Here is a 17,713-nt window from a genome sequence, read left to right as displayed (position 1 = left end):
CTACAGCCCTCGTTCCACGTTCACTTCACCGGTGGTCAGATCAACCTTGCTGCGCAGGTAAAGCTCCAGTGGCATCGGTTGCGCCCACATATCCGCGCGGATCTCCAGAGCCACCGTCATGCCTGCGGCCTCTGTTTCGCCGGTCAGGCGGACATCGACAGATCCTTCGATGATCCGCGGCTCATAGCGGGACACCGCCCGCTCGATCCCGCGCCGGATCATTTCCGTTTTCTCGCTGGTCGAATACTCACCCGAAACTTCACCCAGCCCGTAGTTCAGAACCGAAGCCGCCACCGCCGGATATCTGTCGACCGGAATATGGCTTTCTCCGTTCAGCGTGTTCAGCAGCCAGGACAGATCCCGCTGGATGATATCACGGAGCCGGTTCAGGTCGATCACCCGCGATTCCCGGCTTTCCTTGCGGTTGCCGGGATCATTGTCCGTCAGCCGATCCAGCAAAGAGGGCTGAAGGCGTTCGGCAAGGGTCTGATCAGCCATCCGTCAGGCCGCCCTGCGGCTCATCCGTGTCCTCGGCGCCATGCAAGCGCAGACTGCGCAGATCCATAATCGCGATGTCCTGATCGCCAATGGTGAGCAACCGCTGACCGATGCCGATATAGGTATTCGCGCCGATATCCTGCCAATCCGTTGCCCGGGCCATCATGGCCTCCGGGTCTGCCTCGGTGCTTTCTGGATATCGGGTTGGCACCAGCGCGACGAGTTCACCCCCGTTCACCAGCGTAATCGTTCCTGCCATCCAGACCCGATCGCGCAGATCAGCCGGTTCATCCAGTTCAAGCGACCGGATCTGGGAAAAGGGCATCCAGAAATACCGGCCGTTGATGATCACCTCCAGCACCGGACCAAGCCGCATATCGGCATCGGCGATCCAGTCAAAGGCCTTGCCATCCGCTTCACCCGGGGTCGCCGGGGCCGCATCAAAAGCCTTGGCCCGGAGCGCTGCGGATTCATCGTGTTTGCCCTGCGCCAGAAGTTTCTGCGCTTCGATCAGATGCGCCAGCCAGTCCTGAGGCTCGCCAAAGATCATCGGGGCCTTTTCACCCTGAAAGACCTTTTCTCGGTACACCTCGCAGATGATCGCTTCGCGGTAGGTCTGCGCCATGAGCGTGGCGCCCGGATCCAGTTCAGCGCTCAGCTTCAGTTGGGCGATGGCCCGTTTCCAGTCCCCTAGAATACAGAGCAGTTGAAACAGGAAAATTCGCAGTTTCGCATTCGACGGGTCCGCCCGCACTTTGTCCTGCAGGGCCGTCAGCGCCTTACCAGGATCGCCCGACTTCAGATATTCCTCGGGGGTCATGCGCCAACTCCGACAGTTACTTGATCACAAACAAATACCCCGGACGCCCAAAACGTCCGGGGCGAGGGCATATCAGTATTCGAATTTGCCCGACTGAACGTTCCACTGGAAGACAACCGGTTTTTCCAGTTTGCCGGTCTTCTGGTTCGTCGACTTGTAGGTGTGCTCGATCGCGGCATAGGCCAGCGACCAGGTTTCCTCGGGGATGCCATCCTCGCTCGCGGAGATCGAATAACTGTCGACCACCACATCCTTGAGCTTCCATTCGGAATAGGCCAGCAGACCTTCGGACTGGCTGTCACCCGAACGACACCAGTGCATGATGATTTCCGGACGCACCGTGCCGTTTGCAACGGATTTGGCAAGCTCGTTGGATGCCTTGCCCATCTGGGAGGTCAGCTCGATCTTACCAAAGTTCGAATTCGCATGCATCCGCTGGGTCGAGCCGAGATCGGTCATTTCGACAGCGCGTTCCACGTTCCAGCTGGCGGACTGGATCACGATCCAGTTCTTGTGGTTCTCTTCGGTTGCATCGCCTTCGATGTCCGAAATCTCGACGAACATATTCGCAGCCATTTTCTATCCTTTCAAATTCAGTACTCGTTAAGGCCAAATGTTTTGTCAGACCCTGTTGTGTGCGGCTGATGAGTGGAAATCAGCCTCCTTTTTCTGAGGGCAGTTTCGACACCAGCCGGAGCGAGACGGAAAGTCCTTCAAGCTGGTAATGCGGGCGCAGGAAAAATTTGGAGCTGTAATAGCCCGGGTTGCCCTCGACCTCTTCGACCACCACTTCCGCAGCGGCGAGAGGTTTGCGCGCCTTCTCGTTTTCCGATGAAATATCGGCGTTGAAATCGACGTAATTGTTGATCCAGTTCTGCAGCCAGCTTTCCATATCCTGGCGGCTTTTGAACGACCCGACTTTGTCGCGCACCATGCATTTGAGGTAATGTGCGAACCGGCAGGTGGCGAAAAGATACGGCAGGCGGGCCCCAAGGTTGGCATTCGCTGTCGCATCCGGATCGTCATATTCGGTGGGCTTGTGCAGGGATTGCGCGCCCATGAACGTCGCCACATCCGTGTTCTTGCGGTGGATCAGCGGCATCATGCCGTTCTTGGCCAGTTCCGCCTCGCGCCGGTCATCAATGGCAATCTCGGTCGGGCATTTCTGATCCACGCCGCCATCCGTCGTCGGGAAGGTATGCGATGGCAGCTCTTCCAGTGTACCGCCGCTTTCGACGCCCCGGATCCTCGAACACCAGCCGTAGGTCTTGAACGAGCGGGTGATATTGGTGGCCATGCCATAGGCGGCATTGACCCATCCGTATTTTTCGCTGCCCGCACCGCTGGTGTCTTCTTCGAATGCGAATTCATCCACCGGATCGGTCTTCGATCCATAAGGCAGACGGCCAAGGAAGCGTGGCATCGCCAGACCAACGTATTTGGAGTCTTCGCTTTCGCGCAGGGACCGCCAGGCGGCATATTCCGGCGTCTGGAAGATCTTGGTCAGATCGCGCGGATTGGACAGTTCGGACCAGCTGTCCATCTGGAACAGGGTCGGCTTGGCGCCCGTGATCAGCGGCGCATGGGTTGCAGCGGCGATCTTGGACATTTCGCCCAGCAGTTCGATATCCGGCGGAGAATGGTCGAAGTGATAATCCGCCACCAGCGAGCCATAGGGTTCACCGCCCAGCTGGCTGAATTCTTCGGTATAAAGCTTCTTGAAGATCGGAGACTGGTCCCAGGCAGTGCCTTTGAATTTCTTCAGGGTCTTGCCCAGTTCCTTTTTGCTGATCGGCATCACCCGAATTTTCAGCATCTCGTCGGTTTCGGTATTGTTGACGAGATAATGCAGTCCGCGCCAGGCGCTTTCCAGTTGCTGGAACTCTTCATTGTGCAGGATCAGGTTGACCTGCTCGGTCAGCTTCTTGTCGATCTCAGCCACGATGCTCTCGATCGAGCGCAGGGCATCATCTGAAATCAGCCCGGTATTGGCCAGGGCCTGTTCGGCCAGGGTCTTGACCGCGCTTTCGACGGCGGTCTTCGCCTGATCGGACTTGGGGCGGAATTCCTTTTGCAGGAGGTTTTCAAATTCGGCGGAGCCAAAGGCGCTTTCGGCAACTGCGGCTTCGGTCTGGAGTTCTTCGTCAGCCATTGTGATCCTCCTTATTCCGCATCAGACCCGGCATCGCCGCCGGGTTTCGGTTGGGCCGCCAGGGTTTTCAGCAGGCTCGGATCCTGCATGATTTTTGCAATCAGATCCTCGGCGCCGGTCTTGCCATCCATGTAGGTCATCAGGTTGCTCAGCTGCGTGCGCGCATCCAGCAGCTCGCGCAGCGGCTCGACCTTGGCAGCGATAGCGGCCGGTTTGAAATCATCCATGCTTTCAAAAGTGATATCGACGGCCAGGTTCCCCTCGCCGGTCAGCGTGTTGGGCACGGTGAAAGAGGCACGCGGCGCCATGGACTTCATCCGGTCATCGAAGTTGTCCACGTCGATTTCCAGAAACTTGCGATCGGCGACTGCGGGTTGTTCCACCTCGGATTTCCCGGTCAGATCCGCCATCACACCCATAACAAAGGGCAGCTGGACCTTCTTTTCCGCGCCGTACAGCTCCACATCATATTCGATTTGAACCCGGGGCGCCCGGTTCCGGGCGATGAACTTTTGTGAACTTCCGGCCATCTAGGTCTCCTTACTCGTCAATTCCGTGGCACGATGCGGTGATCTTTTCGACCTGTCGTCACACGCCACTGTCCCTGTTGTTTCAATCGTCGTCCTCAATGCCGCCGATCAACTGCACATTCTCCAGACCGCGTGGCGCCATGTCGTTCATGATGGTGAGGAAGTCGGCCCCCACCAGACGCTTTGCCCGCTCCAGCAGTAATGGCACCGGACTCGATGGTTCCTCGCGTGCGTAATAGCCAATGATGCGGTCCAGCATGTTGGACACATCCGCCGGTGAGTTGATCGCCCCCGGCGCAATCCCGGCAGCTGCAGCGGGCGCTGCCACGGCAGTTCCGGCCTCGGCCTCTTCTGCCGCATCGGCCTCCGGCGCCTCGGCGCCCTCTTCGACATTGCCATAGTCGCGCAACCGTTTGGCAATCTGTTGCAGCAGCTTGATCAGCGGATCCAGTTCTGGCCCCTGCCCCGGTGTCTGTTCGTCAAACACCGCAGAGATTGCCTTAACGTTCTCGACCGCCGTTTCAGCCGCCGCCAGCCGGGTCGCGACCCCTTCGGGATCGCTGTCCTGAAAGGCAGCACTTATGGTCGCCTGATCCGGCACCCGCTCCATGTCCGATGGCGCCGTCGCAATCCCTTCGGCCACTTCCATCTCCCGCAGGGAGAAGCGGCCAAATCCGCGGCTGTCGCTCAGAGGCGTGCGGCGCAGAGACCTGTAGACCGGTGAAGGCCCTGCCATGCCACCGGGTTGACCGCAAAGATCCTGAACCGCGTTGATCCGCATGATCGGATCGCCGTCGTCTTCATCAAGCTCGGGGTGGCAGGTGTCCCAGTATTGCTCAAGACAGCCGCGCATGAATGTGGTCACATCCGCAAAACCGGACAGACCTTCGGATTGCAGCAAGGCATCGGCCAAAAACACGGCAGCCCGCAGATCGTGGCTGCGCTCCAGAACCTCTGTCGCCTTGACCGCGACTTCGCGGTAATCGGGATCCGTCGCCTCGGTGCGCTCATCGCCGATAACGGTTTCTTCCCCCGGCTGAGCAGCAAGCTCCATATCCGTGAAGGCCGGGTCATACTCGAGATTTGCACCGCTTGGTGCATCCTCTTCCTTTGGCTGCAGCAGTACCGCCGGATCCATCTGACCTCCCAAAACCCGGTCAAACGCAGTCCGCCCCGCTACAACAAGTATTCAATCGATACCCATGCAGCGGTGTGAACCGCGCCACTCTAAAACAATAACTTGACGTCAAGTGAGCCTTATCGAATTCTTAAAGTCAATTGTTTTCACGTCCTTTTGCGAGTGGTGGTCATGTGTGCAGACCGGGTTAACGGTGACGATGTCAGGACGATGGTGCGAGAAGGCGCCAAGAAGCGTATGAGCTTTGCCTTCTGCCTGGATGGCTCCAAGGATCCGCTACTGATGATCCAGCCCGGCAAAAAACCCGAAACCTTGCGCAACCCGGTAAAGCAGGCCGGAGGAACAAACCCCATGGCCTGGGGCACCTATGTTGTGCGGGACGGCGAGATGGAAATGATCTGCGAACAGGCCCCGGGCAAGATGATCACGGCGCTGAAAAAGTTCCTGCAAAGGAACCGGCCCAAGGTGAACGTGCTGTTCTACGATGACGGCGGCAACCTTCTGGACAGTCTCAAACCCGAAGGCGAAAGCAAGGGGCAGGCGGATGTCGATGATGTCTCGGCCACCGGCATCGACGCCAGCGCGGTGGCACCTCTGACACGGCGCCTGAAGCGCATCCAGCCAAGGATTGGACTGGCTCCGGGGCCACTGGAGCTGAAACTGAAACGCGCCCTGTCCAAATCGGTCAAGCTGATAAATGCGGGCCGTCTGCAAGAGGCCGAAACCCTGATCGTGGTGATCGAACGGGCCATAGCCCGAATCGGAAAGGACCGCGAAAGCGCCGACAAAAGCATGCGCCGCGGCCAACGGGAAATGGACCAGCGCTCGCTTGGCGCGCAGGTCAAACGCGCCCAAGCCCTCAGGGCCAATGTTGCCCGCGCCCCAGGCCCGGCCCGCGACCGTCTGGACCGGGCCGTACATGTTGCCGCGCGCCTGTTGAAGAAACGCGATCTCAGCGGCGCGCAATCGGTCATGGACCGCATCGAAAAAGCCCTGACCACGCTTGTCTGACCCCCCACCCGGGCGCAGTCGAGTTTTTAATTACATTTTGAAGAACTGGAGACTTTCATGCCCCTCAAATTCCTGCACGTCGCGGCCGTGATGGTCGCGGTTACGCTCATTGCCCTGCCCCGCAATGCCATGGCCGAGACAGGCCCGCTGCTGGTGGAGCTGAACAAGACCGAAGAGATCGACGGCGGTGGGTGCCGCGCCTTCTTCCTGTTCCGCAATCAAACCGGGAAAAGCTTTGCCGGGTTTGAAATGTCTCTGGCGATCCTTGATGCTGGCGGTGTTATCGACCGGCTTCTGTCGGTGGATGCCGCCCCCCTGCCCGTTCAGCGCACAACCCTGAAACTCTTTGAAATTCCCGACATCGCCTGCAGCAACATTTCCGAGATCCTGCTGCATGACATCACCTCCTGCCAGCCGCAGAACGAAGAGCAGATGGATTGCTTTCCGATCCTCAACCTTGAATCGCGCGCAGCTGCGCAGCTGGTGAAATAAGATGGCCGCCACCTGGGAAATGCTGGGCACTGGCGGGCCAGTCATCGCCTTGTTGGCGCTGATGTCGCTGCTGTCCCTCACCGTGATCGCGGTCAAGCTGATCCAGCTCTGGTCCGTCTGCAGCGGAGAGGCGGCGCGGGCAAAAGCGATCGACCTCTGGAGCGGCGGCGACCGGAAAAGCGCCAAAGACGCAATAACAGCGGGCCGCGCCCCGGCCGACCGTGTCATGACCTATGCGATGGACGCCCTGGGCAGCGGCCTCAAAGGCCCTCTGCTGATGTCCGAACTTGAGCGGCGCGGCAACGAAGAGGTCGCGGGCATGAACAGCCTGATCCGGTTGCTGGAACTCATCGCCATGGTGTCGCCCTTGCTGGGGCTTCTGGGCACCGTTCTGGGCATGATCCAGTCTTTTCAGGAGCTTGAACTGGCTCAGGGCGCTGCAAACGCCTCGGTTCTGGCCGGCGGGATCTGGCAGGCTCTGCTGACCACCGCGGCAGGGCTGCTGGTGGCCATTCCGGCGGCCATTGCGGCAGGGCTTTTCGCATCCCGGATCGAACGCGCGGCCCAGACCATCGAAAGCGCCGTGGGCAGGCTGATGCTGGCCGACGCCAACCGCTGATCGGATGGTAGCCCTATGATCCTGAAACGAGCCTCCAGACCCCGCGCGCTGATCTCGTTGGTGCCGATGATCGACGTGATGCTGATCCTGCTCGTGTTTTTCATGGTCACCTCGACCTATCTGAACCTTGATATGATCCCGGCCCTGCGGGCCTCCGACGGGGCAACAGGCCCTGCCGCGACGCCAACCGATACGGTGATGATTCGCCTCGGCGCAGATGGCGTTCCGGTGATCCGAGGGCAGCCCCTGTCCGGCGTGGAACTGGACAGCCTCCTGCGCAGCACCATTGCCGCCGACCCTCTGACACAGGTTCTGATCCTGCCCTCCGGCGCAGCGTCAACGCAGGCTCTGATCAGCGTGATGGACAAGGCCGCACAAGCCGATGTGCAGCAGCTACGGGTCCTGAGGCTGGAGGTGCAGCCATGAAGCTGACCCGCCCTGCCCGCGCAGCCCAATCCGAAACGATCATTGCCCTGATCGATGTGGTGTTCTTCCTGCTCATTTTCTTCATGCTGATCGGACGGATGGACGCCACCGCGCCGTTTGAGGTCAGCCCGCCCCATGCCGAAACCGGACGCGATATGCCCGCTGGCGGCATCACGCTGGCCGTATCGGCGAAGGGCGCCCTGGCGCTGGATGGCGATGACATGCGCCCCGAAGATCTGCCCGACGTGCTGAGCGAGCATTTGCAGGAGAACCCGGATCTGCGCCTACGGATCAACGCCCACCGCGCGGCAGAGCTGCGCAATGTCCTGCCTCTGGTCAGCCGCGCGCAACAGCTCGGCTTCCGCGATGTGGTTCTCGTCGTCACCCCCGAGACCGGCGGATGACATCGCGGGCCTCCATATGGGGTGCGGGTCTTGTCGCATCTGGCCTGGCCCATGCGGCCATGGCAGGCGCGCTGGTGTTCAGCCTGCGCCCCGATGATCTGGTCAAACAGCCCACGCCCCAAAGCAGCCTGACAATGGCGGCGCAACGGCTGAACCGCAGCCAGGCAATCCCGCAGCAGCCCGAAGGCGAGGCCGCCGCAGAGGCTGATCCGCAACAAGAGGGGCTGGCGGCCAATCCGCTGCCGCAATCAGAGGCGCGCCCGGCCGAGCCGCAACCGCAGGCCCTTGCGAGCTCGCCCCCCTCCCCTGCCCCGGTTCCGGCAGCCGCGCCCGCACAAAGTGCAGCTATCGCGCAAGCCCCACCTGCGGCGCAGCCCATTGCGTCAGCGCAAGTCAAACCGGCTGCGGTTGCCAGCCTATCCCCCGAGATCACACCATCCATATCGACCACACCGTCTGCCGATGTGGCTCTTGCCGCAACCGATCTACCGCCTGCCCGCCTTGCACCGGCTGCAGAGCCCTCACTCGACGTGAAAACAGCGGCCCCGGCGGCGCAGCCCATTGCTCAGTTCGCCCCTGACACGGCGCCGGTGCCGCAGGCATCGCCATCAGTGGATGCGGCGCAAACGCTCCCGCCCAAAGCTGCGGTTTTGCCCACCGCCGTTCCGCAAAGCGATCAGGTCACCGCCGCTCTTGCCTTTCAGGGCGGCGCACCTGACGGGATCGACCCTGTCTCACTGGCCGCCTTCCAAAGCTTCATGGCGCCCACCGCCGCTGCGTCAGACGGAAACAGCCTGCGGGATGGGCTGCTGGGCAGTCTGGCCGCCGTGCCCTGCTCCCGGCTTCAGGTTGCCTTTGACCCGGATACCGCCACGCTGTCCCTGCGGGGTCATATTCCGGAAGACGGGATGCGGGCACCGGTTCTTGCCGCGTTGCAGGCGCAGATGGGACAGGACATCACCGTATCCGACCAGATGCGCCTGCTACCGCGCCCGCAATGCGGCGCCCTTGCCGGGATCGGAGAGGTCGGCCTGCCGCAAAGCACGGATCAGATCACCAATCCCCTACTGGTCGGGGACGACGCCCACGCACGGGTCCTGTCCTATGCAGGCGGCGACCGGCTGTTCTTCGATCTGACCGCGCCGGATTACCCCGCCTATGTCTATGTCGATTATTTCGATGCAGGCGGGCAGGTGCTGCATCTGGTCCCGAATGAAACCATCGCACTACAGCAGACCCCTGCCAAAGATCCGCTGCGCGTTGGTGCCAGGGAAGACGGAGATCCCGGCCTGCAGATCGCCGTTGGCCCGCCCTACGGGCAGGAAATCGCAGTCGCCTTTGCCGCCTCTCATCCGCTTTATTCCGGGCTGCGGCCTATCAGCGAACCCGCCGAACCCTATCTGGCTTGGCTGCGCGAGCGTGTGACAGAAGCGAGAGGACAACATACTGATTTTAAAGGAGAATGGGTCTATTTCCTTGTCACCACGCACGCACCCTGAGCCCGCCCAACATCATGCGGAACAGGCAGGCACCCAATCTGCCACCCGTGATAGGTGATCCCCTATTGGCAGCCCCCGGCGGCCCAGGATTTCAGCGTGCGTTTCAAGGCGCCGCCGAACGGATGCTGCTTGGACAGGGAACGCTGCATATTGAGGCTAAGATAGGTATTGCCCTGATCGCATAGACGCTCCCGGTTCCATTGATGGCAGGCGCTGCAGGTCTGCTCTTTCCAGTAGCTTTCCGGCAGCCCCTCGATTGGGGGGAACATCGGCGACAGATCGACCACTTCGGCCAGGCTTTTGCCCGCAAGCGCTGCTACCTCTGCATCCAGAGGGCTGGCATAGGTGACCGGCCCTGAATCCGCGGGTCTTGGCCCCGGATCTTCGGCAGGCGCCGCGACGACCTCCGGCTCTCCCCCGGCCTCTGGATCCGTGCCGGAACCGGCCGTCAGCGCCGCGATTTCGGTGCGGGAGATCTCGGCATAGGTGCCAGCCGGGTAATTTTGCAGATAGGCCTCATAAGCGCTGAGGCTGCCATCCTGCTGCGCCGCATTGAACATGGCTGTTTCGGCCTCGTCGGGACCTTGTGACGTGGGCGCAGGCGCCGCGGTGCCACCACCGGCCAGTTCCTCTGCCATGACGTCCTTCAGCATGTCCCGCGCCTCCTGGGTATAGGCCCCATCGGGATAGCCGCGCAGGAACAGCATCAGCTGCACCGGATCCCGCGTCGCCTCGACCGAGCGCCACAGCTGCAGCTCCTCAGTCTCTGCCGGTGTGAGCGCCCGTTCCTCAGGAGCCTTGGCAAAGACGAAGTCGCTGACCAGCGATGAGGTATCCCAGGGGGTCTGCTGTCCCCGGCTCTGCTCCAGTACCGCGCGGCGCACATCCTTGAACACCTGCTCGACCGGCTGGCCCGGGACCTGAATTTGCGTCGCCAATGCTTGGGTAAACGGGCTGTTGTCCCCGTCCCCATCCAGAGCCACCCCACCCGGAGACGTCGCATAGGCCAGGAAGGTGCCGGTCGGAGCCTTCATTTCGGCAAGGCCGCTTTCGTCCAGATCCGGCACATTTTCGAACGGGTTGTTGCGGCAGGCGTCCAGAATCACAAGGTTGGTTCGATTGCGCGCCGAAGCCATCTGCCGCAGCACTGATTGCGCTTCGACCGCCATCAGGTCCAGATCCGCGGCATCGGCCAGCGCCACATCGACTGGCAGCAGATAGTTGTTGCCAAAGCTTTGCACCCCGTGCCCGGCGTAATAGAACAATCCGGTGGCATCTTCCCCCGCCGCCCGCAGGCTGCGCCCGAAATGGGCGATCGCTCGCTTCATCCCGACCTGTGTCAGATCCGTCTCAACAGTGACCGTAAATCCAACCTGTTCCAACGTCTGCGCGATCAGCTGTGCGTCCCGGTCGGGGTTGTCCAACGCGGTGACGGATGCATAGGCAGAGTTGCCAATGACCAGGGCTAGACGTTCTTCCGCCCTCGCATGACTGGCTCCCCAGAACACAACCAAAAGAAGAGCGAGACCAATTCGGATCGCCGCAAACATCGCGCGCATTTACTTTACTCCAACACCTTTTCACACCGTCGCAGCATCCACAAAGGATCGCAAGGCCGGGAAATTCCTGCCGAAAGTATCGCCATCCTTGCGCCACACCACAAGTTTCCTGTTATGCTAGCAGCAGTTCCCTACTATTTCGTGCTATGCGGGGAACAGTGTCCTAGTTCCGCCAGGAGTGGCTTGTCCCATGTTCCGATTGCTCATTCTTCCGATTTTCCTCGTCCTTTTCACCCTGCCCCGCACGGTTTTTGCGGCCGATCCGTTCGAACACGGCTGGCAACTGGATCCGGAAATTTCCACCATCACCTTCCTGTCGGTCAAGAAAGGCACCATCGCCGAGACCAGCGAATTCGCGGCCTTCAGCGGGCAGATCACCGAAAAAGGCATCGCCCAGATCAAGATCGCGTTGGATTCGGTCGACACCAAGATCGACCTGCGCAATGTGCGGATGCGGTTCCTGTTCTTTGAAACCTTCGCCCATCCCGAGGCCACCGTCACCGCGGTTCTGGATCCGGCGCAGCTGGCGGACCTGCCCACAGTGCGCCGCAAGCTGATGCAGGTTCCCGTCACCCTGTCGCTGCATGGCGCCGATGTCGACCTGTCCCCGCGGGTTGCGGTAACCCTGCTGGACAATGACCGGGTCAATATTTCCTCGGTCGATCCCGTCATCCTGCAGCTGAAGGATTTCAACCTGATGGCCGGGCGCGAGAAGCTGGAGGAAGCCGCCAATGTCACCATCACACCGCTGGGGATCGTCAATCTCAACCTAACCTTCCAACGCACCTCCCCCGGAACGGCGCCAGCCATCGCTGCGCCTGTGTCCGGAGCCTCGGCCGCGCTGGAAACCGCCGGAGATTTCAGCCGCGAGGCCTGCCTTGGCCGGTTCGATATTCTGTCACGCAGCCGCAGCGTGAACTTTGCCCCGTCCACCGCGCAGCTGGACCGAACCTCGATCATCTTTCTGGACAGCCTGTACGATATCGTCAGCCGCTGCCCCTCGATCATTCTTGAGGTTGGCGGTCACACCGACAGTCAGGGCCAGGCGGCCTGGAACATGCGACTGAGCCAGCAACGCGCCGATGCGGTGGTGAGCTATCTGACCCGCAAAGGCATTGGGGCGGATCGACTGAAACCGGTCGGCTATGGTGAAACCACCCCGCTGGTGTCCAACGACACCGCGCAGAACCGGGCCAAGAACCGGCGGATTGATTTCAAGGTTCTGAACTGACCCACGGCAAACCGGCAAAAAGAAAGGGCTGTCCCCGCGGGGACAGCCCTTTTGCTTTCTCCAAGACATTTCGCACTGTGGCTAGGATTTATTCCGCGCCCCGGTCCAGCGTGGTGAAGAAGGCCGAGATTGCCTCTTCGAGCCGCCGCCGGTCGATGGCGGAAAAATCCCGTTCCATCGCCATCTCGATCTTCCCATCCCGGGCCTGACATCGCACCGTCCCCGCGGGGACAGCGCAGCGCAGGGTCGTCTTTGCACTAGCCGATTTCGGCGCGGTCCCACCAGCGGGACTGCTGGAAGCTTCGGATGTCGGCGATGTCAGGACACCCCGCAACAGCACCAGTTCTGCCTCTGCCGTATCAGGCCGCAGAGACCGCAGCTGTGCCTGCAACTGCGCTTGCGCCTTTGGATCATCCGCCAGCCGCTTCTTCAGATCGAGCCCCAACGCGCGCGGGATCGCCTCAGGGAAGGTAACCTCGGGCCCGATCATGAGCAGCAGGTCGGCAAAATGGCGAATGTAGCTGCGTTTCTGACGCCCGGCAGAGGCATAGAGAAGCCGCACGGCCTCATCAATGCTGTCCGCCTCCGTCTCGGGATCCTGCGCATAGGACACGGCCAGCTGCGCCATCTCGGCAAAGGAGATATCCCGGCGCACCAGGTTTTCATCGACCATCCGGCGATAGAGGCCCTGCAGGGTTTCCCCCTTGGCCACCAGCCCCGCCGGAATGGCTGCGAAGCTGTCATCGCCCGTTTCCTCAAGCAGAGCACGATAAGCCGACAGACGCCGAAAGCCCTGAACCAGCTGATAGACACCCCCGTCTTCCTCGACCCGGATCGGGTTCGACAGCCCGATCGAGCGGATCGAATCCTTCAGCTCATCCAATTCGGGATCCCGACTGACAGAACGGTCCCGGACCAGTTTGTCAGTGCGGATCTTTTCCAGCGGGATCCGGTCCACGACCAGCCCCAGTTTCTTGAGTCGCACGAACTCATGCGCCAGCCGGTCATTTTCCGCTCGGATTGTTTTCTCTGCCTCGGCGCGCTGACGCAGGGCATCTGCGTTCTCGGTGATGGCGGTCGCCATCGGCCCACGCCGCGCCTCTCCGGCGCCGGATCCCTCAGGCGTCTTGTGCCGGGGCGTTTCGGCCGCGGCCGGGGCAGGGGGGTCTTCTGGGAAATCGATGTCGAAAACTCTGCGCTTGCTCATGCCTCATCCTCCAGCTTTTCCCAGGCGGCGACCGCGTTTGTCTTGAATTCATCATAGGCCTGATCGAAAGACGCCCGCGCACGCCGCCAGGTTTCGCGCGTCATGTCCCGGTAATCGATCTCGTAGATCGAACTCAGGAACCGTCCCGACTGTTCGACCGCACGGGTCATTTCGATCGGATGCTCAGTCATCCTGCCATCGAAAACCTTCATGAAGGCACTACGCATCGCGCGGTGCAGATCGTTGCCGGATTCATAGCGCGTCAACAGGAAGCGGACGTCCTGAAACACCTTCGGCAAAGAGAACGTCCCCGCGGGGACAACCCCGTTGAAGGCCGACAGATCCTCAAGCGCTTCGGACAGCTGCCCGATAAAGGAGGTGGTGGAATCGTATTCCCAGTAGCCCGGCCCCGACGGGATGTAGAGCATGTCGGCCGCAAAGACCGCATTCATCGACTGATAGCCAATCGCCGGCGGGCAATCGAAAATGATCAGGTCATATTCATCCGCAGGCAGCTGATCGAGGTAGCGCGACACAGCCGCGAAGAAGGACCATTCAGGATTGAGATAGCGGTACTGCGCGCTGGCAAATTCGACAAAGGCCGCATTGGCGCAGCTGGGCACCAAGTCAATCGTCGGCCAGCTGGTCGGTTTGATGAAATCCCCGATGCGCAGATCCTGCAGGCCCATGCCGGTGATCGATCCCGGCAGGCGACGTTCGGGCAGGGCGGCCCCGGTTTCGGCGCCCCGCGCGGATGCATTCATACGTTCGGTCTCACGCACCAGATCCCGCGCCATGATGCCCCAGACCGTATAGTCCTCGGTGACGTCGCTCAGCCCCATGGAGTGGGACAGAGTCGCCTGCGGGTCGAAATCGAGGCAGAGCACCCGGTATCCGTCCAGCGCCGCCGCATGGGCGAAATGCAGTGCCACGGTGGATTTGCCGGCGCCGCCCTTGAAGTTGGAAATCGCCACCCGCAGAGCGCGCTTGCCCGCCGGGCGCTGCGGCAGCAGGGACTTGCGGTTGATCTTGATCCGGCGCCGCAGCTCGTTGATCTCTTCCAGGGAATACCAGCGCTGGCGGCCGTCTTCCTCGACCTGTCCCTGCGGCAGGGAAGGGTCGGCCGCCAGCCGCCCGCGCAGAGTGGATTGATTGACCTTGAAAATCAGCTCTGCGACTTCCCAGCTGGAAAATCTGCGCAGGGTCTTTTCCATTTCGGGGGAAAAGGTCTGCTGCCGGATCCAGCTTTGCATCTTGAGTGACTGCGCCTGCAACCGGGCCAGGTCTTCGTGTGTAAACATGACTGCTCCTACATCAAAGTGGCATAGGTCCCGTTTACCCAGGACGCTAATTCTGCCTCAAAACCCATTTACGTCGGATTTGCAAAAAACGCAAAACCTATTATTGTTTGGATTAGCGTCCTGTCCCTGCGGGGACACCTTGTTCAGAGGGCTGAAAACAAACGCCTGTGTCACTGCTCCGCCGATTCGGAGGCACATGGCAATACGCCCCGTTTTTTGGCCTACAATGGCGCAGATATAGGGGGACATTAAGAAACCCTCCCCAACCTATTGGGGGACATTTTCGATTGAATAGGGGACATCCAAAGCGTCCCCCAATACCATTGATACCAATTTTCTTATCAGAAAAAGGTTTGGGTATGCCCGACCAATCCGATGGGTTCTTGACAGAATCGGAACTCCGGACGCAAATTAGGCCAAGATACAGAAAAACGTTGAGTTCGGATCGAAACCGACCAACACGACGGCTGCGTTCTCTCAGACACGAAAACACAGCGCATGAGGCAACCGGCTGCTATTTGAAACAAATAGCAGCCATGGCGGGAACGGGGATGGCAATGCTTGCCAAAAGACCAGCGGGTCGTCATGCGGCGGCGATCAAGTACGATGTTCTCACTGCCATGGGAGCATATGCGCTGGCACAGGGACCGACCTCCCAACGGCTTGTTCTTCGTTTGCTGACGCTTCTGACAGCTCGCTACAACTGGCAACGGGATGAACTCGCTGTAGGCCAGCGTGAGATTGCCCGGCTCTGGAATGTGGATGAGCGCACCGTGAAGCGAGAGATGGCCAAGCTGCGCTCCATGGGATGGCTGGTCATCAAACGGCAGGGCGCGCGCGGCAGGGTCTCTCAGTACGGTCTGGGGCTGGACCGGATACTGGATGACACCCGGGACCGCTGGGCCGCCGTAGGCCCTGATTTTGACTGCAGGATGAGCGGTAGCGACGAACAGCCAACCAATGTGGTGCCCTTGCGCAGCGAGGCCAGCGCACCGGCGCCGGATTTGTCTGATGGCACCGAATGGAGCCTCGCCAAGGGCCTGCTGCATACAGAGGACATGGCGACCTATACGGCCTGGATACAGGCTCTGACACGGGAGAGCAGGGCAGGTGGCCGCCTGGTGCTGCGCGCGCCGAGTCGGTTCCATGCGACCTATGTCATGTCGCACCTGAAGCGCAGATTGCTGACCGCCTGCCGTGATGTGGACAGCGACATTACAGACATTACCGTCGTGTCGTGAAGAAAGGCGCCCCCGCATCGGAGGGCGCCAAGAACGTTAGGAGAACCTATCGGCGATGCCCGCCGGGCACCTGACGTTCGAAATAGCCGAACATAAGGCTGATGATCCCTGCAATCACCATATAGACCAGCGCCAGCAGCAAGAGCGGCTCATAGACGATGAAGGTGTCGGAGCGAACGCGGGAGGACACCGCGTAGATGTCCATAACCGTGATGGTGGCGATCAGCGGCGTTGCCTTCAATTGCAGGATGGTTTCCCCGCCAAGCGTCGGCAGCACGTTGCGCACGGCCTGAGGCAGCCAGATACGGCGGAACATGGTCATCCGGGGCATGCCAAAGGATTTGGCTGCCTCCAGCTGTCCACGGGCGACGCCAGAGAATGCGCCCCGCATCACCTCGCCCTCGTACCCGGCATAAGACAGCGTCAGCGCCAGCACCGCATAGGGCCAGGCCTGCCGCAGGTACGGCCAGAGTTCAGAGGAACGGATCCAGGGAAACTGCGGAAACAAGGAGCCAAGCCCATAATACAGCAGCCAGATCTGCAGCAGCAACGGGGTGCCGCGTATCACCGTGCAGAACATCCGGGCCGGGGCGGACAGATACCAAGGCCCCACCGCCTGGGCGAGCCCCAACGGCACCGCCAGAAGAAAGCCGAGGATGGTTGTCACCACGAGGATCCAGAGTGTGGTCCACATGCCCTCGATCGCCAGCGGCATGTATTTCGGCAGCCAGTCCCAGCGCAGGCTGACGGCGCACCAGACAACAAAGGCGGCAAAAAGCGCCAGCATCACGATCCGATGCGGTTGGAAAAATGCACGCAGGCTGGTCATTGGCGGCCCTCCTTTAGCGACGGCTGACCACGGCGGGCCCATTTCTCAACCCGGCCAAAGATGACCCCGGAGCAGAGCGTAACCAGCAGGTAGAGCGCCCCGGCAGCAAGGAAGAAGGTGAAATAGGCGCGGGTGCTGCTGGCGGCCTGTTTGGTCTCCAGCGTCAGCTCGTTGAAACCGACAACGGCCAGCAATGCGGTGTCCTTGGTCGCGATCAGCCACAGATTGGCCAGACCCGGCGTGGCAAAGGCCATCATCGCCGGAATGGTGACCCGGCGCATGGTCATCAATGCAGGCATCCCATAGGCGCGGGCCGCTTCGATCTGACCGGGCGGGACGGCTTGAATGGCGCCGCGCAGCACTTCGGTCGCATAGGCGCCCTGCACGATCCCCAGAACCCAGATGCCGGCGGCGACCCCGTTGATCTCGACCCGCCCACCGCCAAGCAGCGCGGACGCCTTGTTGATAAGATCGGTGCCCACGTAATAGAGGATCAGGATCAGCACCAGTTCGGGAACGGCGCGGATCACGGTGGTGTATACGGCCAGAAGGTCACGCGTGACCTTCCCGCCGTAAAGTTTTCCATAGGCCCCGAACAGCCCGATCAGAAGCCCCAGTCCAAAAGCACCAAAGGCGATTTGCAGAGAATTTGCCAACCCGCGCAGCAGGTTGCTTCCCCAGCCTGGAGCCGACAGCGATAGCAGTGCTGCGCTGTCAGCCAGACCGAGCGCGTTCAGGAAGTCAGTCACGGTAGCG

The 17,713-nt window shown here is 60.8% G+C and carries 19 protein-coding genes; 8 read left to right on the top strand and 11 right to left on the bottom strand.

From position 1 onward, the window contains the following. From tssE to tssA, 6 genes are all read right to left on the bottom strand, one after another. Complete coding sequence (gene tssE / locus SM766_RS19530; RefSeq protein ID WP_274830725.1) at positions 1 to 498, bottom strand: type VI secretion system baseplate subunit TssE; 498 nt, start codon at positions 496 to 498, stop codon at positions 1 to 3. Beyond that, a complete protein-coding gene (locus SM766_RS19525) occupies positions 491 to 1,318 on the bottom strand; it encodes a type VI secretion system accessory protein TagJ (RefSeq protein WP_347509028.1) in 828 nt (275 codons plus the stop codon). Before SM766_RS19525 ends, tssE begins: the two co-directional genes overlap by 8 nt. 72 nt (positions 1,319 to 1,390) lie before the next feature. Further along, complete coding sequence (locus SM766_RS19520; protein ID WP_274830727.1) at positions 1,391 to 1,894, bottom strand: Hcp family type VI secretion system effector; 504 nt, start codon at positions 1,892 to 1,894, stop codon at positions 1,391 to 1,393. Between the two features lie 79 nt (positions 1,895 to 1,973). Beyond that, positions 1,974 to 3,470 carry a type VI secretion system contractile sheath large subunit gene (tssC, locus tag SM766_RS19515; protein WP_274830728.1) on the bottom strand — a complete coding sequence of 499 codons (1,497 nt, stop codon included), beginning with the start codon at positions 3,468 to 3,470 and terminating at the stop codon, positions 1,974 to 1,976. An 11-nt stretch (positions 3,471 to 3,481) separates the two neighbouring features. Beyond that, positions 3,482 to 4,000 (bottom strand): type VI secretion system contractile sheath small subunit, encoded by a 519-nt coding sequence (gene tssB / locus SM766_RS19510; protein ID WP_274830729.1) that lies wholly within the window; start codon positions 3,998 to 4,000, stop codon positions 3,482 to 3,484. Positions 4,001 to 4,082: 82 nt separating this feature from the next. Beyond that, a complete protein-coding gene (gene tssA / locus SM766_RS19505) occupies positions 4,083 to 5,138 on the bottom strand; it encodes a type VI secretion system protein TssA (RefSeq protein ID WP_368948865.1) in 1,056 nt (351 codons plus the stop codon). 171 nt (positions 5,139 to 5,309) lie between these two features. Here tssA and SM766_RS19500 point away from each other — a divergent pair, with 171 nt between their 5' ends. The 6 genes from SM766_RS19500 to SM766_RS19475 are packed head-to-tail and all read left to right on the top strand — an operon-like array spanning position 5,310 to position 9,589. Next, the gene (locus SM766_RS19500) at positions 5,310 to 6,149 is read left to right on the top strand and encodes a hypothetical protein (RefSeq protein ID WP_368948864.1); all 840 of its coding nucleotides are present in this window, start codon (positions 5,310 to 5,312) and stop codon (positions 6,147 to 6,149) included. A 57-nt stretch (positions 6,150 to 6,206) separates the two neighbouring features. Further along, positions 6,207 to 6,641, top strand: coding sequence for a hypothetical protein (locus tag SM766_RS19495; RefSeq protein ID WP_274833996.1), 435 nt, complete (start codon positions 6,207 to 6,209; stop codon positions 6,639 to 6,641). 1 nt (position 6,642) lies between these two features. After that, the gene (locus tag SM766_RS19490) at positions 6,643 to 7,260 is read left to right on the top strand and encodes a MotA/TolQ/ExbB proton channel family protein (protein WP_368948863.1); all 618 of its coding nucleotides are present in this window, start codon (positions 6,643 to 6,645) and stop codon (positions 7,258 to 7,260) included. Between the two features lie 15 nt (positions 7,261 to 7,275). After that, positions 7,276 to 7,686, top strand: a complete 411-nt coding sequence (locus SM766_RS19485) for an ExbD/TolR family protein (protein ID WP_368948862.1) — start codon at positions 7,276 to 7,278, stop codon at positions 7,684 to 7,686. Then, positions 7,683 to 8,090, top strand: coding sequence for an ExbD/TolR family protein (locus tag SM766_RS19480; RefSeq protein WP_368948861.1), 408 nt, complete (start codon positions 7,683 to 7,685; stop codon positions 8,088 to 8,090). The genes SM766_RS19485 and SM766_RS19480 overlap by 4 nt, the downstream gene beginning before the upstream one ends. After that, a complete protein-coding gene (locus tag SM766_RS19475) occupies positions 8,087 to 9,589 on the top strand; it encodes a DUF4384 domain-containing protein (RefSeq protein ID WP_368948860.1) in 1,503 nt (500 codons plus the stop codon). Before SM766_RS19480 ends, SM766_RS19475 begins: the two co-directional genes overlap by 4 nt. 62 nt (positions 9,590 to 9,651) lie before the next feature. Here the strand turns inward: SM766_RS19475 and SM766_RS19470 are convergent, their stop codons facing one another. Beyond that, positions 9,652 to 11,148 (bottom strand): caspase family protein, encoded by a 1,497-nt coding sequence (locus tag SM766_RS19470; RefSeq protein ID WP_368948859.1) that lies wholly within the window; start codon positions 11,146 to 11,148, stop codon positions 9,652 to 9,654. Between the two features lie 190 nt (positions 11,149 to 11,338). On the opposite strand from SM766_RS19470, the gene SM766_RS19465 reads away from it, so the two are divergent. Next, positions 11,339 to 12,379: an OmpA family protein gene (locus SM766_RS19465; RefSeq protein WP_368948858.1), complete on the top strand. Its 1,041-nt coding sequence runs from the start codon at positions 11,339 to 11,341 to the stop codon at positions 12,377 to 12,379. Between the two features lie 88 nt (positions 12,380 to 12,467). On the opposite strand, the gene SM766_RS19460 is transcribed toward SM766_RS19465, so the two are convergent. Together SM766_RS19460 and SM766_RS19455 are read right to left on the bottom strand one after the other, a co-directional pair. Continuing rightward, positions 12,468 to 13,586, bottom strand: a complete 1,119-nt coding sequence (locus tag SM766_RS19460; protein ID WP_368948857.1) for a ParB/RepB/Spo0J family partition protein — start codon at positions 13,584 to 13,586, stop codon at positions 12,468 to 12,470. Continuing rightward, positions 13,583 to 14,887, bottom strand: coding sequence for an AAA family ATPase (locus tag SM766_RS19455; protein WP_274830740.1), 1,305 nt, complete (start codon positions 14,885 to 14,887; stop codon positions 13,583 to 13,585). Before SM766_RS19455 ends, SM766_RS19460 begins: the two co-directional genes overlap by 4 nt. A gap of 557 nt (positions 14,888 to 15,444) precedes the next feature. Here SM766_RS19455 and SM766_RS19450 point away from each other — a divergent pair. Continuing rightward, on the top strand, positions 15,445 to 16,128 hold the full coding sequence (locus SM766_RS19450; protein ID WP_368948856.1) for a hypothetical protein: 684 nt from the start codon (positions 15,445 to 15,447) through the stop codon (positions 16,126 to 16,128). Between the two features lie 46 nt (positions 16,129 to 16,174). Here the strand turns inward: SM766_RS19450 and SM766_RS19445 are convergent, their stop codons facing one another. Both SM766_RS19445 and SM766_RS19440 read right to left on the bottom strand, forming a co-directional pair. Further along, positions 16,175 to 16,957, bottom strand: coding sequence for an ABC transporter permease (locus SM766_RS19445; RefSeq protein WP_274833981.1), 783 nt, complete (start codon positions 16,955 to 16,957; stop codon positions 16,175 to 16,177). Then, complete coding sequence (locus SM766_RS19440) at positions 16,954 to 17,706, bottom strand: ABC transporter permease (RefSeq protein ID WP_274833979.1); 753 nt, start codon at positions 17,704 to 17,706, stop codon at positions 16,954 to 16,956. Before SM766_RS19440 ends, SM766_RS19445 begins: the two co-directional genes overlap by 4 nt. Positions 17,707 to 17,713: the final 7 nt, after the last annotated feature.

It is taken from the genome of Pseudophaeobacter sp. A-200-2 (genome assembly GCF_041008815.1).
Taxonomy (GTDB): Bacteria; Pseudomonadota; Alphaproteobacteria; order Rhodobacterales; family Rhodobacteraceae; genus Phycobacter; species Phycobacter gallaeciensis_A.
Note: the sequence above shows the minus strand (reverse complement) of the source record. Positions and strands in the feature narration are given on the sequence as shown.

Coding starts and splice junctions, on each gene's coding strand:
- SM766_RS19450 (WP_368948856.1), top strand. CDS start 15,445: ATGCTTGCCAAAAGACCAGCGGGTCGTCATGCGGCGGCGATCAAGTAC.
- SM766_RS19495 (WP_274833996.1), top strand. CDS start 6,207: ATGCCCCTCAAATTCCTGCACGTCGCGGCCGTGATGGTCGCGGTTACG.
- SM766_RS19455 (WP_274830740.1), bottom strand. CDS start 14,887: ATGTTTACACACGAAGACCTGGCCCGGTTGCAGGCGCAGTCACTCAAG.
- SM766_RS19485 (WP_368948862.1), top strand. CDS start 7,276: ATGATCCTGAAACGAGCCTCCAGACCCCGCGCGCTGATCTCGTTGGTG.
- tssB (WP_274830729.1), bottom strand. CDS start 4,000: ATGGCCGGAAGTTCACAAAAGTTCATCGCCCGGAACCGGGCGCCCCGG.
- SM766_RS19465 (WP_368948858.1), top strand. CDS start 11,339: ATGTTCCGATTGCTCATTCTTCCGATTTTCCTCGTCCTTTTCACCCTG.
- tssC (WP_274830728.1), bottom strand. CDS start 3,470: ATGGCTGACGAAGAACTCCAGACCGAAGCCGCAGTTGCCGAAAGCGCC.
- SM766_RS19475 (WP_368948860.1), top strand. CDS start 8,087: ATGACATCGCGGGCCTCCATATGGGGTGCGGGTCTTGTCGCATCTGGC.
- SM766_RS19460 (WP_368948857.1), bottom strand. CDS start 13,586: ATGAGCAAGCGCAGAGTTTTCGACATCGATTTCCCAGAAGACCCCCCT.
- SM766_RS19500 (WP_368948864.1), top strand. CDS start 5,310: ATGTGTGCAGACCGGGTTAACGGTGACGATGTCAGGACGATGGTGCGA.
- SM766_RS19525 (WP_347509028.1), bottom strand. CDS start 1,318: ATGACCCCCGAGGAATATCTGAAGTCGGGCGATCCTGGTAAGGCGCTG.
- tssE (WP_274830725.1), bottom strand. CDS start 498: ATGGCTGATCAGACCCTTGCCGAACGCCTTCAGCCCTCTTTGCTGGAT.
- SM766_RS19470 (WP_368948859.1), bottom strand. CDS start 11,148: ATGCGCGCGATGTTTGCGGCGATCCGAATTGGTCTCGCTCTTCTTTTG.
- SM766_RS19490 (WP_368948863.1), top strand. CDS start 6,643: ATGGCCGCCACCTGGGAAATGCTGGGCACTGGCGGGCCAGTCATCGCC.
- SM766_RS19520 (WP_274830727.1), bottom strand. CDS start 1,894: ATGGCTGCGAATATGTTCGTCGAGATTTCGGACATCGAAGGCGATGCA.
- SM766_RS19480 (WP_368948861.1), top strand. CDS start 7,683: ATGAAGCTGACCCGCCCTGCCCGCGCAGCCCAATCCGAAACGATCATT.
- tssA (WP_368948865.1), bottom strand. CDS start 5,138: ATGGATCCGGCGGTACTGCTGCAGCCAAAGGAAGAGGATGCACCAAGC.
- SM766_RS19445 (WP_274833981.1), bottom strand. CDS start 16,957: ATGACCAGCCTGCGTGCATTTTTCCAACCGCATCGGATCGTGATGCTG.